This is a genomic window from Niabella beijingensis, assembly GCF_020034665.1.
Lineage (GTDB): Bacteria > Bacteroidota > Bacteroidia > Chitinophagales > Chitinophagaceae > Niabella > Niabella beijingensis.
This window is the reverse complement of record NZ_JAIQDI010000001.1, coordinates 1,889,447-1,909,085: the sequence shown is the minus strand read 5'-3', so window position 1 is coordinate 1,909,085 and position 19,639 is coordinate 1,889,447. Positions and strand designations below refer to the sequence as shown.

At 47.8% G+C, this 19,639-nt stretch carries 15 protein-coding genes; 10 read left to right on the top strand and 5 right to left on the bottom strand.

The annotated features are described in order from the left end of the window. Positions 1-83 precede the first annotated feature (83 nt). The gene (locus tag K7B07_RS08025) at positions 84-422 is read right to left on the bottom strand and encodes an ArsR/SmtB family transcription factor (protein WP_223708787.1); all 339 of its coding nucleotides are present in this window, start codon (positions 420-422) and stop codon (positions 84-86) included. Between the two features lie 104 nt (positions 423-526). Further along, positions 527-1,189 carry a tRNA (adenosine(37)-N6)-threonylcarbamoyltransferase complex dimerization subunit type 1 TsaB gene (gene tsaB, locus K7B07_RS08020; RefSeq protein ID WP_223708786.1) on the bottom strand — a complete coding sequence of 221 codons (663 nt, stop codon included), beginning with the start codon at positions 1,187-1,189 and terminating at the stop codon, positions 527-529. Positions 1,190-1,262: 73 nt separating this feature from the next. On the opposite strand from tsaB, the gene K7B07_RS08015 reads away from it, so the two are divergent. Further along, complete coding sequence (locus K7B07_RS08015) at positions 1,263-1,643, top strand: RidA family protein (RefSeq protein ID WP_223708785.1); 381 nt, start codon at positions 1,263-1,265, stop codon at positions 1,641-1,643. Between the two features lie 174 nt (positions 1,644-1,817). Continuing rightward, entirely contained in the window at positions 1,818-3,662 is a 1,845-nt protein-coding gene (locus tag K7B07_RS08010) for a 2-oxoacid:acceptor oxidoreductase subunit alpha (protein WP_223708784.1), read from the top strand. Positions 3,663-3,740: 78 nt separating this feature from the next. On the opposite strand, the gene K7B07_RS08005 is transcribed toward K7B07_RS08010, so the two are convergent. The 3 genes from K7B07_RS08005 to K7B07_RS07995 all read right to left on the bottom strand — a co-directional run bounded on the left by K7B07_RS08005 (position 3,741) and on the right by K7B07_RS07995 (position 5,239). Continuing rightward, complete coding sequence (locus K7B07_RS08005) at positions 3,741-4,349, bottom strand: porin family protein (RefSeq protein ID WP_223708783.1); 609 nt, start codon at positions 4,347-4,349, stop codon at positions 3,741-3,743. Between the two features lie 78 nt (positions 4,350-4,427). Beyond that, positions 4,428-4,862 carry a class I SAM-dependent methyltransferase gene (locus K7B07_RS08000; RefSeq protein ID WP_223708782.1) on the bottom strand — a complete coding sequence of 145 codons (435 nt, stop codon included), beginning with the start codon at positions 4,860-4,862 and terminating at the stop codon, positions 4,428-4,430. Further along, positions 4,859-5,239, bottom strand: coding sequence for a YybH family protein (locus tag K7B07_RS07995; RefSeq protein ID WP_223708781.1), 381 nt, complete (start codon positions 5,237-5,239; stop codon positions 4,859-4,861). Before K7B07_RS07995 ends, K7B07_RS08000 begins: the two co-directional genes overlap by 4 nt. A gap of 96 nt (positions 5,240-5,335) precedes the next feature. On the opposite strand from K7B07_RS07995, the gene K7B07_RS07990 reads away from it, so the two are divergent. From K7B07_RS07990 to gltX, 8 genes are all read left to right on the top strand, one after another. After that, positions 5,336-6,880 (top strand): patatin-like phospholipase family protein, encoded by a 1,545-nt coding sequence (locus tag K7B07_RS07990; protein ID WP_223708779.1) that lies wholly within the window; start codon positions 5,336-5,338, stop codon positions 6,878-6,880. A 116-nt stretch (positions 6,881-6,996) separates the two neighbouring features. Further along, positions 6,997-7,623, top strand: a complete 627-nt coding sequence (locus K7B07_RS07985; protein ID WP_223708778.1) for an endonuclease III domain-containing protein — start codon at positions 6,997-6,999, stop codon at positions 7,621-7,623. Positions 7,624-7,902: 279 nt separating this feature from the next. Further along, a complete protein-coding gene (locus K7B07_RS07980; protein WP_223708777.1) occupies positions 7,903-8,481 on the top strand; it encodes an RNA polymerase sigma factor in 579 nt (192 codons plus the stop codon). Between the two features lie 34 nt (positions 8,482-8,515). Beyond that, entirely contained in the window at positions 8,516-9,562 is a 1,047-nt protein-coding gene (locus tag K7B07_RS07975) for a FecR family protein (RefSeq protein WP_223708776.1), read from the top strand. Between the two features lie 25 nt (positions 9,563-9,587). Further along, positions 9,588-12,950, top strand: a complete 3,363-nt coding sequence (locus tag K7B07_RS07970; protein ID WP_223708775.1) for a SusC/RagA family TonB-linked outer membrane protein — start codon at positions 9,588-9,590, stop codon at positions 12,948-12,950. 20 nt (positions 12,951-12,970) lie between these two features. Further along, positions 12,971-14,761, top strand: a complete 1,791-nt coding sequence (locus K7B07_RS07965) for a RagB/SusD family nutrient uptake outer membrane protein (RefSeq protein WP_223708774.1) — start codon at positions 12,971-12,973, stop codon at positions 14,759-14,761. A 40-nt stretch (positions 14,762-14,801) separates the two neighbouring features. Beyond that, positions 14,802-17,939, top strand: a complete 3,138-nt coding sequence (locus tag K7B07_RS07960; protein ID WP_223708773.1) for a glycosyl hydrolase — start codon at positions 14,802-14,804, stop codon at positions 17,937-17,939. A 137-nt stretch (positions 17,940-18,076) separates the two neighbouring features. Beyond that, complete coding sequence (gene gltX / locus K7B07_RS07955) at positions 18,077-19,606, top strand: glutamate--tRNA ligase (RefSeq protein WP_223708772.1); 1,530 nt, start codon at positions 18,077-18,079, stop codon at positions 19,604-19,606. The last annotated feature ends 33 nt before the right edge of the window (positions 19,607-19,639 follow it).

Genomic DNA, 19,639 nt, shown 5'->3' with positions numbered 1-19,639 from the left:
TTTCTAATGTTTCTGCAAAGTTATGGGTAAAAAAAAGTACCGCTCCGTTAACGGAGGGTACTTCAATAAGATCTCTTTACGTGTTAACCCAGCAGATCTGAAACGAAACGGTTCAGATCCTTCATGCGATCGGTATTTACGGTGTAGTAAATAAATTTTCCGTCGCGTTCTGTGTTTACAAATTCCGCCTTACGGAGAATCGCAAGGTGTTGTGAGGCTACCGACTGTTCGATACGTAGTTTTACGTAAATTTCAGTAACAGTGATTTTGTCCTGGGTGTCGATCAGCTTCAGAATCTGTTGTCTTAATTTGTGGTTAAAGGCTCGAAGGATCAAGGCGGCTTTTTTTACATTAAGTGTATCAACAGTGATGTGGCTACTGTTTTCTTTTTTTAATGTAAAAGAAATCTGGTAATTGCTCATTGTTCTGTATAAATAGAGTTTATTTGAATGGCCAACAAAGGTATATATCCATTTAATTTATTTGATATTTAACCCTGCCAAAAACGTATATAAATTTCCTTAATTTAATTTTTGTTAAAATACACGGCCTTCAGATAAAAAGGCTCCGTATATGAAAGATCATCAAACTGCTGCTCAACGTATTGCTTAATCGTTAAAACCGGCATGTTGGCCGCGGTATACCGATTGTTGCTAAAGATTGCGTTTGAATGTTTTATGACCTGCTGAAGCTTGGGTACCCCATTGCCGGTGAACAATACACGGCTGCCGTCCAGTAACGCTGCATAGCTGGTGTCATTTACAATAAGGGCTTCCGGTGGTGTCCGAATTGTTAAATCTTTTTCATACACCGCCGTATAAACTTCCATCCTCCGGGCATCAATAACAGGACAGATCAGGTCGGTATCGGCATCGCACACCGCACTGGCCATAATTTTCAGCGTATTGAGACAGATCAGGGGTTTATCCAGGGCAAAACACAGGCCTTTTGCTGTTGCCAGGCCGATGCGAAGACCGGTGTAGGATCCGGGTCCGTTACTAACAGCAATGGCGTCTAAATCATTCATTGAGAGCTGGTTTGAGGTAAAGAGGTTTTTAATGGCATTGCCGATCCAGGAAGCGTGGGCGGTGGGAGTGGGATGTTCCGTATAAGCCAATACGGTTTCATTTTTTGAAATGCAAATAGAAGCACCATCTACAGCGGTATCGATGTTGAGTAACAAAGCCATTCCACAAAAATAACACAAACAGCTTTTTGTACATAAAATCCATTAAAACTATATTCGTTCTCAAAAATCAGCAATGGAAAAAAAAATTGTGAATACAGATAAGGCCCCGGCCCCTATTGGTCCGTACAACCAGGCCATTTTTGCAGGAGATACACTTTATATTTCCGGGCAGGTGTGCATTGATCCTCAAACCGGGGATCTTAACAACGAAAGCCTCGAAGCAGAAACGCACCAGTGTATGCTGAACCTGAAGGCCATCCTGGAGACGGCGGGGCTGGATTTCTCCCATGTGGTAAAATCAACCATCTTTATTACGGATATGAACCGGGTTGCAGCCATCAACAGCGTTTATGGCCAATACTTTACATCGGATTTCCCGGCAAGGGAAACAGTTCAGGTGGCGGCGCTTCCTAAATTTGTAAATGTGGAGATCAGCATGATTGCTGTGCGGTAGGAGCTGTCAGCTTTCAGCCGTCAGCCCTCAGCTTTTACAGGAGGCCCTGCTTATATAGCTAACAACTGGTAGCTGATATTAACCAATGGCCTTCAGCCTGCCATCCATTTTTACAAATTCATGGTAGTACCTCCGGGTAAACTGTTGTACCTTTGCATCCCAATAAATTTTGATATGATTCGAAACCAGGAGGTGCTACAGGATGTAGTCATCAAGTTTGCAGGAGATAGTGGCGATGGTATGCAATTAACCGGAACGCAGTTTACAAATAATACGGCTTTATTAGGTAACGATCTTTCTACTTTTCCGGATTTTCCGGCGGAGATACGTGCTCCGCAGGGCACCCTTCCGGGGGTGAGCGGCTACCAGCTGCGTTTTTCATCAGACAGTATCTATACACCGGGTGATAACTATGACGTATTGGTGGCCATGAATGCCGCAGCGCTGAAGGCCAACCTGGGCGCACTGAAAAAGGGCGGAAAGATCATCGTGAATACCGATGGCTTTGATTCCAAAAACCTGCGTCTTGCCAATTACCCGGAAGGTGAAAATCCCATAGCGGACGACAGCTTACAGAGCTATGAGGTCATAAAAATGGACGTGACCAAAATGACCCGGGAAGCGCTGAAGGAATATACGATGGGTACCAAGGAAAAGGACCGCGCCAAAAACATGTTTGTACTGGGCTTTTTATACTGGATGTACGACCGGAATATGGAAAGCTCTGTTGACTTCTTAAAGGAAAAATTTGGCAAACGTCCGGAGATACTCGACAGCAATATAAAAGTATTACAGGCAGGATATAATTACGGGGAGACCACGGAAACATTTACCACCACCTACAAAGTGGAAAAGGCGCGTATGGACCCCGGAACCTACCGCTCCATTATGGGCAACCAGGCCCTGGCGCTGGGATTGATCGCTGCCTCTCAAAAAAGCGGGTTGCCCATGTTCCTGGGCACTTACCCCATCACACCCGCCTCGGATATCCTGCATGAATTGAGCCGGCATAAGAATTTTGGCATACGTACGTATCAGGCGGAGGATGAGATCGCTGCCATCAGCGCCGCAATCGGTGCTTCCTATGGCGGGTCACTCGGCGTGACCACTACTTCCGGTCCGGGAATGGCCTTGAAAACAGAAGCCATGGGACTGGCAGTAATGCTGGAGATACCGCTGCTGATCATTGATGTACAGCGGGGCGGGCCCTCTACCGGACTACCCACCAAAACCGAACAGTCAGACCTGTTGCAGGCTTATTATGGTCGTAACGGGGAATGTCCCATGCCCGTGATCGCCGCTTCTTCCCCGGCGGACTGTTTTGATGCCGTATATGAAGCTGTAAAGATCAGTGTGCAGCACATGGTGCCGGTGATCTTCCTGAGTGATGGTTATATCGCCAACGGGGCAGAACCCTGGAAATTCCCGACAGAGGATACACTGCATCCCATCCATGTACAGTTCAAAAAAGAGCTGGGGCATCATGAAGATAAATTCCAGCCCTACATCAGGGATGAGAACCTCGTGCGCCCCTGGGTGGTGCCTGGAACAAAGGGGCTGGAACACCGCATCGGCGGAATTGAAAAACAAAATATTACCGGCAATATCAGCTATGATCCTGCCAATCACCAGCAAATGGTGAAGATCCGGCAGGAGAAGGTGGATAAAATTGCAGCCTTTATACCCGAACAAAAGGTGGATACCGGAAAACCTGAGGGAGATGTGCTGGTGCTGGGCTGGGGTTCTACTTATGGTGTCATCAAATCCGCTGTGCTGGAATTACAGTCCCGCGGAAAATCGGTAAGTCATGCACATTTACGGCACCTGCGCCCGTTCCCCAATAACCTGGGTGATCTGTTGCGGCGGTTTAAGACCGTGCTGATCCCGGAGATCAACAACGGACAGCTTATAAAGATCATCCGTGACCAGTTCCTGATCGATGCAAAAGGCTACCATAAGATCATGGGCATACCGATTACCAAGCAGGAGCTGGTAGAAGAGATCGAAAACTATTTATAAAAAATCCGGGTTAAAGGAAAAGGCGGCTGTTGCAAAAATGCATTCCAGCCGCCTTTTCTTTTCGTAATACCCGGTCAATTATCTGAACCGGTACCCTAAGGTGATCCCAAATGCGCTATAGTGGGCCTTTACATCCTTTACTGCCTTTGTAAGACCCAGGTCCCCGTTCAGGTTTAAGGACAACCCGTTTCTCAATTCGTATCCGATCAGGAGTTTTGCACCGGCGTCGGTTCTCTGGAATCCTTCACCGTCCACATCGCTCCAGTCAGCTTTTTCCGACATATTGCCGGAACTGGCTTTTACCTTTCCTATCCCGTAGGAAATATATGGCCCTGCAGCCAGAATGACCTTGTTCCCACCGCTTACTTCCGGGTTATATTTAAAAAGAAGCGGCAGTTGTAAAAACGGCAGGTTTAGTTTTAATTCGCTGCCCGAATTATTATCAAAGGTCCCGGTTGTTTTGAGCCCGTTTTGCAGGTAATTCAGCCCGGGCTGAAATGAAAATTCGTCGGACATTTTAATGTCATAATTAATGCCTACCTGAAACCCTGTTTTTAACTTGGCTCCCGAGACGTCTTTTCCTGTAATATTGGAAAAATTAACGCCGGCCTGAACCCCAAGCCCTGTTTGCGCATTCATAGCTGCTGTGCTCAATAAAGCAAGAAATCCCAATGTAAGATTCTTCATATGCATGTTGTTTTGATGTTTGAAAAATTGCTGCAATATACAGCTTATAGCTGATTATCAGATGTATTCAACGGTTCATCAGTATAAAAAGGCACGGATTGGCAATTCCTTTAAAGGATTTCCGCCATCAATAAACAGCCGCCCTTTTTTTGTCAGCGCCCTGGCAATACAGGTCAGTGCACTTGCTTCCAGCTGCGGATGACGACCGTCCAGCGCTCCCACACGTATGGCAAAGGCAATATCAAAAAGAGGCATGCCGGCGGGCAGTTCAAAATCTTCCACTGCAACCTGCAAAAATTCCAGTTTACCCGTTTTTACTTCAGCTGCAGCATTTTTTTCAGACTGCTGAATGGCTTTGGCTGAGCGGTCGATACCCAGCAAAAAGCCATGCCCGATCCGCTGTACAATTTCTTTTGCCGCAACTCCGGTTCCGCAGCCGATCTCAAGTACCCTGATACCCTCATGAAGCGGCAGCGCATTTACAACGGCATTTAAACGGGGCGATAGGTTCATAGCGCCGGAATTAGGGGTGATACTACTTCTGTTGCGATCACCGGCTGATCGATGATCCAGAGCCAGCTTCCATCGGATTGTTTCCGGGCTACTTCTGCAGTTACGGCGCCGTTGATCAGCCGGGAGGAAGTGAGGGCAATATCACCATTGACGAGTGTCAGTTGTTGTGTACCTCTTTCAAATCGAGGCCGGGTCTCCAGTAATGCTTTGTAAAAACGCTCAATGGCCGGAAGTCCGTGCGCGGTTTGACCGGTAGCGGGATCAGTGATCAGCACCGCCTGTTCGTCGTATAATGACAGCAGCCCATCGAGACGCTGTGTATTTACATATGCAACAAAAAGGTCGGCTATGTCTTCAGGATTAAACGCTTTCTGCATGATGTATATTGTTTTCTGTTTGAAAGGCCTTTTAAACAGTGCGGCTCTTTTTCCCGGAAAGCTGAGGTATGGTACAACCGTTAAAGGGGAAAAGGCATGATCAAATATAGCGATTTTAAAAGAAGTCGGGGGAGATGGCGTATCTTTATAAGGATCATTTTACGAAACAGCAGCACCATGGGCTCCTCTAAAAAATTAACAGTAAATGATTTCCTTTATAGTCCGAAAGTGCTGACCCAGCTGGAAAAATTAAAGGCGGCTTTTGGCGAAAACGGCAACCGGCTGATCATTTCCGACACGCTGGATAAAGACGGCAACCAGTATGTGAACCTGGTTCAGAAAGGCGGAGGTGTGCTGGGAGTGGCCCTGGTTGGATATACCTATATACTCGAACAAATGGGCATCCGTTTTATGCGGCTGGCGGGTACAAGTGCCGGTGCCATCAATACGGCGCTGCTGGCCATTACCGGGAAAAAGGAGGCATCCAAATCTGTAAGGATCCTGGAGGCGATCACCCGCCTGGATTTTTTTGACCTGGTAGACGGACATCCGGCCGCCCGATGGCTGATCAAACGGTTCATCACCAAGACCGGTTTTTTAAAAAAGCTGAAGAATGGTGCAAACGGCCTGGGTATTTTTTATGCCGTACTGCTGGCAACTACATTTGTTTGTTTATGGCTGCTGCCGCATAATACGCCGATGGCACAGCTCACTCAAACACTTGTTGTGGTGCTGCTTGCTGTTACCTTGCTTCTCGGGGTGCTGGCCTGGTATGTAAGCCGCCTGCTGAAACGCCTGCGCCAGAGTGGCTATGGCATCAATCCCGGTGACTTTTTTTACGACTGGCTGAAACAACAGATGAAGGAAAGCGATGTCGACAGCCTGGACGCATTTAACAAAAAGGCCTGTCAGCCCATAACGGGGCTTCACCTCCGCCACGAACATCCGGATGGTCTTGCCGGGCTGGCCCCAGATGTAACCGTGATCGCCTCTGAACTGATCACAGAAAATAAAATTGAATTTCCAAAAATGTGCAACCTGTTCCGGACCGCTGACCGCATCGGGGAACTGCACCCTGCCGGCATGGTACGGGCCTCCATGTCGATCCCGCTTTTCTTTGAATCGTATTTCATTTACGGCATACCCAACTCGGATGCTGAAATAAAAGAAGCATGGATGGCCGCTTTTGGAGAAAAAACCCCACCGGTGGAAGCGCGTTTTGTGGATGGAGGCATTCTTTCCAATTTCCCGATCAATATTTTTTATAATCCCAAAGTGGTGGTGCCGCGCCTTCCTGTTTTCGGCATTGACCTGGATGACAGCAGTCCGGGTGACACCGGTAAGAATGCATCGGCCTGGACCCTGAGCGGTTATTTTTTCCGGATATTCAATACGGTAAGAAATTATTACGATAAGGACTTCCAGTTAAAGAACAAAGTATATTCCCGGGGAATCGGCCGTATTCCGCTGCCGGATTTTAACTGGCTGAATTTTTTTATTACGGACGCCGAAAAGCTGGCATTGTTCGAACGCGGGGCAGAAGCGGCCACAGAATTCTTACTTGGTTTTGACTGGAACGCCTACAAGCAGGAAAGAAGCAGTATGCAGGCAACGCTTGAAAAGAAAGAACAGCAGCCATAGGCTGAGCTTGAGCTGTCAGCCGAAAGCCCTGAGCCTTCAAGTCTCACCTCTCAATCCTCAGGTCTGAGATTGTCAGATCATTCAAAAAATCGTAATTTCAATTCAAATTCCATTTTATGAGCGCCTCTGTCAACTGGCCTAAGGCCGTCCAACCGCTTTTAAAAAAATATAAATCCACCAAACACCCCCTTGACTATAAAAATACCTACCAGCTATTGGTAATGGTGGTACTTTCCGCACAGGATTCCGACCGGCATATCAACCAGATCGCTCCGGCTTTTTTTAAGGCATTCCCTACGATGACCGCATTGTCGAAAGCCACTGCAGCCGCTATCAGCGGGCAGATCAGCGATGTGCGCAATTTCGGCAACAAAGCTGCATGGCTTTCGGAAATTGCCGGCACACTAAAAAAGGACGCTGCTATCCCCATGAACCTGGAAGCATTAACCGAATTGAAAGGCATCGGAAGAAAATCAGCAAATGTAATCCTCCGTGAAAGCGGTAACCCGCCCGAGGGCGTGATCGTAGACCTGCATGTGGTACGGGTAGCTCCCCGCCTGGGGATCGCCACCGGTACCGACCCGAAGAAGATCGAAAAACAGCTCATGGACGTTTTGCCTCAGAAAGACTGGGACGCCGGTATGGCGATGTCCTTTTTAGGAAGGGAGATCTGCAGGCCCACCAATCCGAAATGTGAAGTTTGCGTGATGAATACCGTCTGCAGCTTTTATAACAGTAATTAAATGGCCGGGGGAAGATTCCCTTTTCAGGGTTCATATTATATGATGGCAGGAGTGCGCCCACTCCGCCGGTAAATGCTGATACATGACACAGCAGGATGGTTCAACCCCTGTTATCATCTATTTTTGAAATGGACGGGGCCCTTATGGACATAATAAGGATAGCCGGGTTCTGGAATGAATGATCACTTTTGAAAAAATTATTATGGATTGCCGCTTGAATTTTGAAAGAAATTTTCCATAATTTCCATCGCTCATAATCAGAGTTAATATTTTAAAGGGTTGGAAATTTCCTGGACAGGTATCGAAGTTGGGGACAAAGACGCTTATTCTGATGCGTACAGGCAGCTGTATGAACGTTTTTATAATTACGGTGTAAAACTGGTGAAGGACGACGGGCTTGTGGAAGATGCAATCCAGGAGGTCTTATTATTGTTATGGGTGAACCGGGAGGGACTGCGGTTAATAAAAAACCCTGACGGATATTATTATGTGCTTTTCAGAAGAGCACTAGGCAAGCGGGTTGAAGCGCTGACAAAAACCAAAACCATTGACGGTACGGAATTCGATCCTGAATTTCCGGCAGATGTTGTTATCATTAAGCAGGAAACGGACCAGGCGCTCCGGGAAAAACTAATTACAGCGATCAATACACTTTCATCCCGGCAGCGGGAGGCGCTGTTCCTGCGTTTTTATGAGGGATTCTCTTATGAAGAAACCGCAGCCGTTCTGGGTATTTCAGTAAAAGCAACTTACAAACTCATGGCAAGAAGCCTTCTTGCCCTGCGGGAACGGGTTTCAGTTCCCCTTGTTTACATTTTTTTCTTATTAAAGGAAAATTTTAATGAATGGATGGGGTAATTTTTTGTTTTATTGACTCATCTGTACAAGGGGAATGAAGAAAACGGAAAAATACAGGCAATATGTGCTCGGGGATTTTTTAGACGATAATTATTTCCAGGATTGGATACGGAAGCCGGATGAAGAAAAGAATGCTTTTTGGGAAAAATGGCTGCAGGACAACCCGGATAAAAAAAAGGAGATCGGCTTAGCGAGGGAAATCTTATTGAATATTGATTTTAAGATCAGCCGGCCGGATCCGTTAAAGGTTGAGACCTCCCTGAACCAGGCATTGGCCACTATTGAGGGATTGGAACAAAAACCCGCCCGCTCACGCGGCCTTCTGATAATGGCCAGACGCTGGAGGGTAGCTGCTGTTTTAATTCCGTTGCTGATGATCACCTCCTTGTTTTTTTGGTGGCTGAAAACACCGGAACTGCGTGCCATTAAAACCGGGTATGGAAAAATTTCACGGCTGGTGTTGCCGGACAGTTCCGTTGTGGTATTAAATGCCAATTCATCCGTGAAGTATGAAAAAAAATGGAACAGGGATGCACCAAGGGAGCTATGGTTGAACGGGGAAGCTTTTTTTGATGTCAAACATCTTGACAGCGATCATAAAATAGAAAATCACGAGCGGTTTATTGTTCATACGGAAAACACGGTTGTGGAGGTATTGGGTACGTCATTTGATATCCGGGAAAGGAGGGGGAGAACAGAGATCGCTTTACAAAAAGGTGCCATCCACGTGCTCTTTTCAAAAGCCGGAAGACAACCGGTAATTATGAAGCCGGGAGATATATTGCTGGTAGATTCGGCAAATGTGATCCATCGCACTTCAAATATTGAACATGCGCTGAATGCATCTTCCTGGAAGGAAAAAAAACTGGTGCTTTCCGATCCGACCCTGTCGGAAATTTTTAAGTACCTGGAAGATACTTACGGCAAGTCATTTATCCTGGAAGATCCGGACCTGGCCCGGAAAAGACTGAATGGCCCCATATTAATAGATTCACTGGATGACGCACTTTTTGTGATGTCAACTGCTTTAAATATATCATTCACTAACGAGGGTGATAGCATAAGAGTAAACTTCAAATAGTTTTTCACTTATAATAAATGTCCATATGTTAAAAAAACGCTTGTTGCTTATTGCATCCCTATGCCTGTTGGGGTGTATGTTCTACTGTCCGGCTGTAATGGCACAGGCCGGAGGCAAAAAAGTTTCCATTGAGGAGGCCTTAAATCAGGTAAAAAAAAGGTTTGGTACGCAATTCGTGTATGATCCTGATCTGTTAAAAGGTAAGACGACCAGCTATCCCCTGGATCAGTTAAAATCAAGGGATGTAGAAGATGTACTGAAAGGAATATTGTACCCCAGTAACCTGGTTTTTCTGTATGTAAAAAAGAATTATTATACCATTGTGCCAAAAGAGCGGCTCGGTGCGATTCCCGCTGAAAAACCGGCTGCTGTAGAACGGGAACGGGATGTGGCGCCCGCCATGGAGTCGAGGACGGTTTCTGGGGTCGTGCTATCCGATGCGGGCAGCCCTGTTGCCGGAGCCAGTATTACAGCCCGGAACACAGGGAAGGGAACTGCCACTGATTCAAAAGGGGCATTCACCATTGGTGTAAGCGGCCGGAATGATGTACTGACCATCTCCAATGTCGGATTCAAAACACAGGAGATACCCGTTGGCAGTCAGGCTACGGTAAAAGTGAGTTTGTCTGAGGAAACCGCACAACTGGATGAGGTGGTCGTGATCGGATATGGTACCGCAAAGCGTAAAGATTTTACGGGCGCTGTTACCTCCGTAAAAGTAGAGGATGGGCCGGTAGGCATGCTGCCCAACTCAAGCCCCCTGGATGTGTTGAAGGGCAATGTTTCGGGTTTAAACATAGGAGTGGCAAACGCTGCAGGCAGCCAGCCCTCGATGCTTATAAGAGGACAGAACTCTATAAACGGAGATACCAACCCGCTGATCGTGCTGGATGGGGTTATTTTCCTGGGCAGTCTCAATGATATCAACCCCAATGATATCGCCTCTGTGGATGTGCTGAAGGATGCGGTTTCTGCCTCCGTATATGGATCAAGATCGGCGAACGGGGTGATTGCGATTACCACCAAAAAAGGTAAAAAGGGCAAGCCCTCTATTAACCTGAATGCATCCTACGGTATACAGAGCTGGCAGAACAGACCGGTAATGATGAATGGAGCGCAATGGATTCAATCTGTAAACGACCGGAATAACTATACTCCGGGTTCTACAAACTGGATGAAGACCGGAGAGCTGGAAAATTACAATAACGGCAGGGAAATCAACTGGCTGGATGCGATTACCCGCACCGGTAGTTTTGAGAACTACCAGGCGGCTGTTTCAGGGGCTTCTGAAAACGTAAATTACTACCTGTCTTCTTCCTATAACAATAATAAAGGTATTGTAACAGGCGACCGGTACGATCGTATTTCTGTTTTAAGTAAGATAAATGCCAGGGTTACCAAATGGCTGGAACTGGGACTTGACGGGGCTTACAACGTACTGGACTATTCGGGCGTATCGGCAAATGTACTTTCTGCAGAACAGATGTCGCCTTATGGCGTTATGTACCGGAACGATGAGGGCCAGCTGGAAAAGTATCCGTATACCCAATCGGCAGTAAACCCTTTATGGGGTGTAGGGGATGGTACAACCGACAATCTGGACCGAAGGCATAATTTCAGGTTAAACACCTATGCCGTGGTTTCAGTACCCTGGGTAAAAGGATTAAGCTACCGGTTAAATTATTCGGCGAACCTGGATAAGAATCAATCCGGGGCTTTTTATCACGAGAATTATTATATAGCGGAAGGAGAAGGAATTGAACGATACAGCACCGCTGCAGTTAACGGCTTTCTTTCCAAGGCCAATGGCAACCTGCGGAACATGACCAACTTTAACTACGTTATTGACAATATCCTGAATTATAAGAACCGGTTTGGCCAGCACAGCATCGACCTGACAGCAGTGGCCACAAGAGACTTTACAAGGAATGACAGTGCCAACATCATCGGCTCCGATTTTGCCGCGAACGGCAACTCGTTATTGGGCATCTGGGGCTTGTCGAACGCAACAGTGCAACAAAACGTAATGAACGTAACACAAAGGGCTAATATCGGCTATCTCGCCCGCCTCAACTATGAATATGCCGGTAAATATATGCTGAATGCTTCTTTCAGGAGAGATGGGGCTTCGGTTTTCGGGTCGAATACAAAATGGGGGGATTTTGGTGCCGTAGGCCTTGCCTGGCGCATTTCGGGCGAAGATTTTATGAAAAATATTTCGCTGTTCAATGATCTTAAGTTAAAACTTTCCTGGGGACAAAACGGGAACCAGGGCATCAGCCCTTACGGAACCCTGGCCAAGGTGGTCAATGGTCTTGCCGGCGGTTACCGGTATGAATTTTCCAATACGGGAGGCAATATTTTTTATGGCCTGGCTCAATCCACATTGGGTAATAACGACCTGGGCTGGGAAACAACGGCTGCCTGGAATTTTGGCATTGAGGCTGCGTTGCTGGACAGAAGAATACTTTTTGACCTGAACCTGTACACCTCGAAAACAACAGATCAGTTGTTTGTCCGGGAAATTCCCATCATGACCGGTTTTAAATCCATTAATGCGTCGATGGGCGAAGTGGCGAATAAAGGACTGGAACTATCTGTTACAAGTTTAAATATCCAAAGAAAAGATTTTAACTGGTCCACTACGGTAAACTACTGGATCAACCGGAATAAACTGGTGCATCTTTATGGTACGGATGGAAACGGAGATGGAAAGGAAGATGATGATATCGCCAACAGTCTTTTTATCGGCAGATCCCTGGGTGCCATTTATGGCTACGAGCAAATCGGGATTGTGCAGGAAGCCGATAAGGATTATATAGCATTGAATGGTGCTGCCCCCGGCGATCCTAAGTACAATGACATCGACGGTGTTCCCGGAATATCTGTGAATGACCGGAAAATTCTGGGCTACACCAAAGAAAACTTCAGAATGAGCATCAGCAATACGGTGTCCTACAAAAACTTTGAACTGTATGCCCTGGTTTCCGGTATATTCGGCGGAAACGATTTTTATGTTAACCGCAATACGGGGGCTTACCTGTCACGATCCAACCGGTTTAATGATAATTCCATATATGTTCCTTACTGGACACCGGAAAACCCGGGCAATGTCTATCCTTCGGCCACCTATTCCGCCGATTCAAGATTTTTGGGGCTGCAGTCAAGGAGCTTCGTCCGGTTGCAGGATGTAGTGCTTTCCTATACATTCCGGCAGCCCTGGATGGAACGCCTGCGTGTATCCAATTTACGGCTGTTCTTCTCCGGAAAAAACCTGGTAACGTTCACCCGCTGGGACGGTGGTGATCCGGAACTGGGGAACACAGTAAGAGATAATATCATCCCCGTGCCTACCACTTATTCAGTTGGATTCTCTGCAAGATTTTAAATTCATTTAAACTGATTATCATGAAACAGTTCTTACATATTTTAACAGGATTATTTATTTGTTTTTTAGTGCACTCCTGCAAGTCGGATAAGGATTTTCTTACAGAGAAACCCGAGACCTTCTATACGGTGGATAATGCCTTTTCAACTTCAGCACAGGTGGATCAGGTGCTCATCGGTATTTACTCAAATATCCGGGAGGCCTGGACCAACCCCGGTGAGCAGGCCTGGATGTTCATTTTTAAAGGCAACGGAACGGACGAATTTGATGTGCCCAGTATCAGAAGAGGCGGTACCTTTAACAACTATGCCAATATCAACCCGGACAATGCCAGCTTTTATGATATATACAGTTTTTGGTATGATCTGATCAGTAAAGCCAATTTGGCCATTTATGCGGCCAATCTGCCACAGATAAAGTGGAACTCCGATGAGGAAAAAAAATATGCCCTGGCACAGGCGCGCTTCTTCAGGGCATTTGCCTACAGGAACCTGGGTGAAGAATTTGGCGGTGTGCCGATTGTTACTGAGGTTTCGACCACGCCCAAATACAATTTCACCCGCTCCACCCGGATTGAGACTTACGATTTTGCAATTACAGAAATGGAAGCGGTATTAAATGATTTACCTGCTACCACAGTGGCCGGGGGACGTTTGGTGAAGGGGGCGGCGCAGCATAATCTTTGTGAACTTTATCTTGCAAAAGGTATCGAACTGGAAGCAACATCAAAGACAGGAGAAGCGCAGGACGCCTACACCAAATCCATTCAGTATGGAAATGATGTAATCGACGGAGGCGTTTATTCATTAATGCAGGACCGGTTCGGGAAACGGGCGAGTGAAGCAACCATCAGCATCCCGGTATATAAAGGAGGACTTTACAGTACCGCAAGCATTGTAGACACGGTTCAGCAGACGACCAATGTTTTCTGGGACCTGTTCCAGGAAGGAAATGTCAATTACCAGGAGGGTAATAAAGAATGTATCTGGGCCGCCCAGGTCGATTATGCCGCTTATCGAACGGGAGACGGGGAATCGAAACTGCCGTATTCCAGAACCTATGGGCCCGTATTCAGGGATGGTTCTTCCGGTAATTTAACCGGAACCAATGAGGATGTAGGCGGTCGCGGCATTTCACAAATGATGCCCACATTTTATGCAAGGGAAGAAATATTCAGTTCCAAATGGGGCAACGACATGCGCAACAGCGATGCGGCGTTCCGCCGCAGGTTTAAAAGCAATGTGGTGGCTTCCTCCTATTACAGGAAAGAGGTGCCCTGGAGTGTTTTATACAATGGCAGTTCAGATAATACAACCAATATAAATAACAGAAGCCTCTGCTATCCCATTTCCTGTAAAATTGCTACCGATAAATATACGGGCATTCCCGACGGGGAGAATATGAGCAACCTGTTTCGCGATGAATACATTATCCGCTTGCCGGAAACCATTCTGTTACGGGCCGAAGCCAAACAGCGGAGCGGGGATAAGGCGGGTGCTGCCAGCGATATCAACCTGCTCAGAACCCGTGCACAATGTAGTTACAAGGTTACGGCAGGAGACATGGACGATAACTTCAATTTAATTCTTGATGAACGGGCGCGGGAGCTGATCTATGAAGAGTGCCGGTGGAACACGTTGTTGAGAATGGGCAAGGCCATTGCTGTTGAGCGGATTAAAAAGTATGCTTACTGGCCGGAGGCACAGGCTACGCTGACATTTAATTTCAACCTTTGGCCCATTCCGCAAAAGGTTATTGAAACCAATAAAGATGCGGTAATAGCACAGAACCCTGATTGGGTGAATAAATAAACCGGAAATAGTACCATTCTATAAAATACCTTTAATAAAAATGATACGCAGCATTTTTTTCCTAAGTATTTATTTGATCGTCGGAACGCAAATCCTGAACGGACAGCCGGGTGGTTATGATCTGCACACCACTAAAAATCTATCTGTCGATCAGATCAAAAAAGGGTTTACCATACCACCTCCGGAGGCAAGATTACGCTGCTACTGGTGGTGGCTCAACAGCATGGCCACCAAAGCCTCCATTACACGGGACCTGGAGGAGATGAAGAAAAAAGGATATGGAGGCGCCTCCCTGGTGGATGCCGGCAGCTCCAGTTATAACGAAGCGCGCAAGACCGCGGCAGGGCCCGTTTTTATGAGTCCGCAATGGATGGAGCTTTACCGGCATGCTGTAAAGGAAGCCGACCGGTTGGGTATTGAACTGAGTGTGAACATCCAGAGTGGCTGGAATCCCGGCGGGCCATTTGTTACGCCGGAATACGCACTCAAAAAAATGGTTACTGCAGATACCCTGATCAGCGGAGGAAGAAAGCTTTCTTTAGCACTGCCGCAGCCGCCCGCAACAATCATGTACCGGGATGTGCTGGTGCAGGCCATCCGCAGGCCCGCAGGCAATGTTCTTTTGAAAGATGCAGCGATTGCCGACTGGTCATTAAAAACATTCAACCGTTCGATGGGCGGTGCCGGCATCTACCCGCTGTATAAATTCCGGGCGGGCTTTGATACCGTATCCGGAACAACACCTTTGCAGCAAAGCACGATCGTCGACCTGACAAAGTACTTTGATGGAAAGCTGCTCAAATGGGAGGCTCCGCCGGGGGAATGGATCATTATCCGCTATGGCTGGACCAACACGGGCGTAATGACCTCTACCACCAGCGATGGCTGGAACGGATTATCGCTGGATCATCTGAACCCCGCTGCCTTTGACCTGTTCAACCGTTCAGTGATTTCCCCGTTGATCACAACGGCAAAGACTGCCGGAAATAGCGTACGCTATCTTCAGACAGACAGCTGGGAGATGGGCGTGGTTAACTGGACACAGGATTTTCCCGCGGAGTTCCGCAAACGCAGGGGGTACGATATCAGCCGGTTCATGCCGGTGCTGGCGGGTTACCTGGTGGAAGACCAGGGACTGACCAACCGCTTTTTGTACGACTTCAGAAAAACCGTGGGAGACTGCATCCTGGATAATCATTACCGGCTGTTTTACAAAACGGCACATCAGAACGGGATGGGGATACATCCGGAATCCGGTGGTCCGCATTCAGCCCCGATAGACGCATTGCAGGTAATGGGGATCAATGATTTTCCCCAGGGCGAATTCTGGGCTATGGCCAATACGCACCGGGTTTCGGATGCGGCCCGCCTGATCGTAAAACAAAGCGCCTGTGTGGCGCATACCAACGGGAAACGTTTTGTTGCAGCAGAGGGCCCTACCAGCATCGGCCCGCAATGGGAGCGTGCTCCAAAGGATCTGAAAAGTAATATCGACCGTATCTTTTGTTCCGGTGTCAACCGCATCGTGTGGCATACCTTCACCTCATCACCAAAAGAATACGGCCTGCCGGGCAATGAGTATTTTGCCGGCACCCATATGAATCCCAATGTTACCTGGTGGCAGGAAGCGGGCGCTTTTCTATCCTACCTGAACCGCGCCAGCTACCTGCTGCAGCAGGGATTATTTACAGCGGATGTGCTGTATTATTACGGAGATGATGTGCCCAATTTTGTTTTCTTAAAAGAAGAATTTCCACAGCTTCCTTTTGGTTACGACTGGGATAAATGTTCCAGGGATGTAGTGTTAAACCGGCTCAGCATAAAAGACGGCAGGATCCTGCTGCCCGACGGCATGCAATACCGGCTGCTGGTGCTTCCGCCGGAGCAGGCGATCAGTCTGGACGTATTAAAGAAAGTGGAACTGCTGGTAAAACAGGGGATGACCCTGTATGCTCCGCGTCCCGGATCTGCAACGGGTCTTACAGATTATCCCGGAAGCGATAAAGAACTCCGCACTGTTGCAGACCGCCTGTGGGGCAGGATCGACGGAGTAGCTGTAACGGAAAACCGGTACGGACAGGGCCGGGTCATCTGGGGGAAACCCCTTCCCGATGTGCTTGCTTCCATGCAGGTAACGCCGGATTTCAGCTTTACGGCTGCGGATCCGGGGGCTTCCTTCGATTATATCCATCGCTGTTTAAATGATGCTGATATCTATTTCTTATCGAACCGGTTTGAGCACCGGCAGTACAATGATTTTGAATACCGCTATCTTCCAACAGCCCCGGATCGTTATGAACAGATCGAGGCCAGTTTCCGTGTTACCGGAAAGGTTCCGCAACTCTGGGACGCTGTAACGGGTGAGGTGACGGAACTTGCGGTATACCGGGAAGAGAACGGCCGCACCATCGTCCCGCTTCATTTTGAGCCGGGCGGGTCAAAATTCATCATGTTTAAAAAGCCGGATGCACCCCATGTTCATATTACAGCGGCCGAATATGAAGGGCAGGCAATTTTCCCCGGCAATAAAATGACGGCGAAGACGTATCCGCAGGCACAGTTTTACCGGAAGGGCCAGCAAGTCATTGCCGACTTATATGAAGCAGGGACCTATACCCTTACCTGGTCCGATGGAAAGAAGACAAGCCTGGATGCTCCGGGCAGGAAGGAGCTTCCGGTGGATAAGCCCTGGAAACTGAAATTCGATCCTTTATGGGGACCTGCAAATGCTTTATCACTTGATACATTGAGGTCCTGGACCGCGCTGGAAGATCCCAAAGCAAAATACTATTCCGGAAAAGGCGACTATACCACTGCGGTTGAGCTGCCGGCAGCGGCATTAAAGAGTAGCCGGATCTTTCTTGACCTGGGGAATGTTCAGGATCTTGCTGCTATAACCGTTAACGGGAAGCAGCTGCCTGCAAACTGGTGTTTCCCGTTCCGTGCAGACATTACCAGTCTGGTTAAGGCCGGCCGCAATGAAATAAAAGTAGCAGTGGTGAACCTTTGGACGAACCGGCTTATCGGCGACAGCAAACTGCCTGAAGCAGCACGAAAGACCCGGACCAACGTGATCAAATTTGAAAAGGACGGCGCAGAAACACTGCTGCGGGTATCCGGTCTGCTGGGCCCGGTGGTAATAACGGCCGTGCCTGAAATAACACTGCCACAGCCCTGATGAATGCAGCTTGCTTTTCTGATAAACGGTAATCTAATTAAATCTCAAATCTCAAAATCCAAATCTCAAAACCCAAATCTCAAATCTCAACTTGCAAAACCTTAAATCCCAGCAATCAAGTCGTACCTTTGCCCACTATGACAACGGATAAAAAAGTACGGGTACGTTTTGCACCCTCGCCCACGGGCGGTCTGCATCTGGGCGGTGTAAGAACTGTGTTATACAACTATTTGTTTGCCCGTCAGCACGGCGGCGATTTTATTTTACGGATCGAAGATACCGATCAGACCCGCTTTGTGCCGGGTGCAGAGGAATACATTTTTCAATGCCTGGCCTGGGCCGGCCTGGAGCCGGACGAAAGCGTAAAGCACGGCGGTGCGTACGGTCCTTACCGGCAGAGCGAACGCAAAGAGCTTTATCGCAGCTATGCAGAACAGCTGGTGGAAAATGGCAGGGCCTATTATGCATTTGATACGCCTGAAGAGCTGGAACAGATGCGCCGGGATTTTAAAACAGAACAAAACCCTTCCCCGCAATATGATCATCAGGTGCGCGGCAAAATGCGTAATTCGCTGACACTGTCAAAGGAAGAAGTAGCGCGGCTGCTGAAGGAAAATACACGGCATGTGATCCGCATCCGGATGCCGGAGAATGAAACCATCGGTTTTACGGATATGATCCGGGGCGAAGTGAACTTTAATACCTCCCTTGTGGATGATAAGGTACTGCTGAAAGCAGATGGAATGCCGACCTATCACCTGGCGGTAGTGGTGGATGATTATTTAATGAAGATAACGCATGCATTCCGCGGGGAAGAATGGCTGCCCAGTGCGCCGGTGCACATCCTGTTGTGGCAATACCTGTTTGGTCTGGAGCAAATGCCGCAATGGGCACATTTTCCGCTGATCCTGGGGCCCAGCGGAAAACTGAGCAAGCGGGACGGCGCTAAATACGGGTTCCCTGTATTTGCAATGAACTGGACCGACCCCAAGAGCGGCGAGCTGACGGAAGGGTTTAAAGAAAAAGGATTTTTACCTGAAGCATTTATCAACCTGCTGGCAGTGTTGGGATGGAACGATGGTACCGAACAGGAAGTATTTTCGCTGGAAGAACTGATCCGCAAATTTTCAATGGACCGGGTACACAGTTCCGGGGCCAAATTCGACTATGAAAAGGCAAAATGGTACAACCACGAATGGATCAAAAAACTGGCACCGGAGGACCTCACACAACGCGTGAAGGAAATGCTGATTGCAAAAGAACTTCCGGTTACGGATGACGGGGCACTACAGCAGATCGTGGAAATGGTAAAGGACCGTACCACGTTACTACCTGACTTCTACGAGCAGACAGCTTATTTTTTTCAAACGCCTGAAAATATTGATATTGCAGCCATTCAGCCCAAGTGGAATGAGGCCAAGCAATTATTTTTTACAGAGCTGATCCGCAATTATGAACTTACCGATACCTGGGAAGCGGCAGTGCTGGAGAATAGCTTTAAAGAGATCGCTGCAGCCAGTCAGCTCAAGCCCGGAGAAGTGATGTTGCCATTGCGCATCATGCTGGTGGGTGGAAAATTTGGTCCGCATGTGTTTGATATCGCTGCGATCCTGGGGAAAAAGGAAACGATGCAACGCATCCGGCATACATTAGGGTTGTTGAATTAAGCAATTAGCTGTCAGCAAGCAGCATTCAGTAAC

What these genes read in the sequence shown, in the direction of transcription:
- tsaB (WP_223708786.1), bottom strand. Translation starts at nt 1,189, where the DNA reads ATGGCTTTGTTACTCAACATCGATACCGCTGTAGATGGTGCTTCTATT.
- K7B07_RS07965 (WP_223708774.1), top strand. Translation starts at nt 12,971, where the DNA reads ATGAAACAGTTCTTACATATTTTAACAGGATTATTTATTTGTTTTTTA.
- K7B07_RS08000 (WP_223708782.1), bottom strand. Translation starts at nt 4,862, where the DNA reads ATGAACCTATCGCCCCGTTTAAATGCCGTTGTAAATGCGCTGCCGCTT.
- K7B07_RS07975 (WP_223708776.1), top strand. Translation starts at nt 8,516, where the DNA reads ATGAAGAAAACGGAAAAATACAGGCAATATGTGCTCGGGGATTTTTTA.
- K7B07_RS07985 (WP_223708778.1), top strand. Translation starts at nt 6,997, where the DNA reads ATGAGCGCCTCTGTCAACTGGCCTAAGGCCGTCCAACCGCTTTTAAAA.
- gltX (WP_223708772.1), top strand. Translation starts at nt 18,077, where the DNA reads ATGACAACGGATAAAAAAGTACGGGTACGTTTTGCACCCTCGCCCACG.
- K7B07_RS07995 (WP_223708781.1), bottom strand. Translation starts at nt 5,239, where the DNA reads ATGCAGAAAGCGTTTAATCCTGAAGACATAGCCGACCTTTTTGTTGCA.
- K7B07_RS08015 (WP_223708785.1), top strand. Translation starts at nt 1,263, where the DNA reads ATGGAAAAAAAAATTGTGAATACAGATAAGGCCCCGGCCCCTATTGGT.
- K7B07_RS07990 (WP_223708779.1), top strand. Translation starts at nt 5,336, where the DNA reads ATGATCAAATATAGCGATTTTAAAAGAAGTCGGGGGAGATGGCGTATC.
- K7B07_RS08025 (WP_223708787.1), bottom strand. Translation starts at nt 422, where the DNA reads ATGAGCAATTACCAGATTTCTTTTACATTAAAAAAAGAAAACAGTAGC.
- K7B07_RS08010 (WP_223708784.1), top strand. Translation starts at nt 1,818, where the DNA reads ATGATTCGAAACCAGGAGGTGCTACAGGATGTAGTCATCAAGTTTGCA.
- K7B07_RS07970 (WP_223708775.1), top strand. Translation starts at nt 9,588, where the DNA reads ATGTTAAAAAAACGCTTGTTGCTTATTGCATCCCTATGCCTGTTGGGG.
- K7B07_RS08005 (WP_223708783.1), bottom strand. Translation starts at nt 4,349, where the DNA reads ATGAAGAATCTTACATTGGGATTTCTTGCTTTATTGAGCACAGCAGCT.
- K7B07_RS07960 (WP_223708773.1), top strand. Translation starts at nt 14,802, where the DNA reads ATGATACGCAGCATTTTTTTCCTAAGTATTTATTTGATCGTCGGAACG.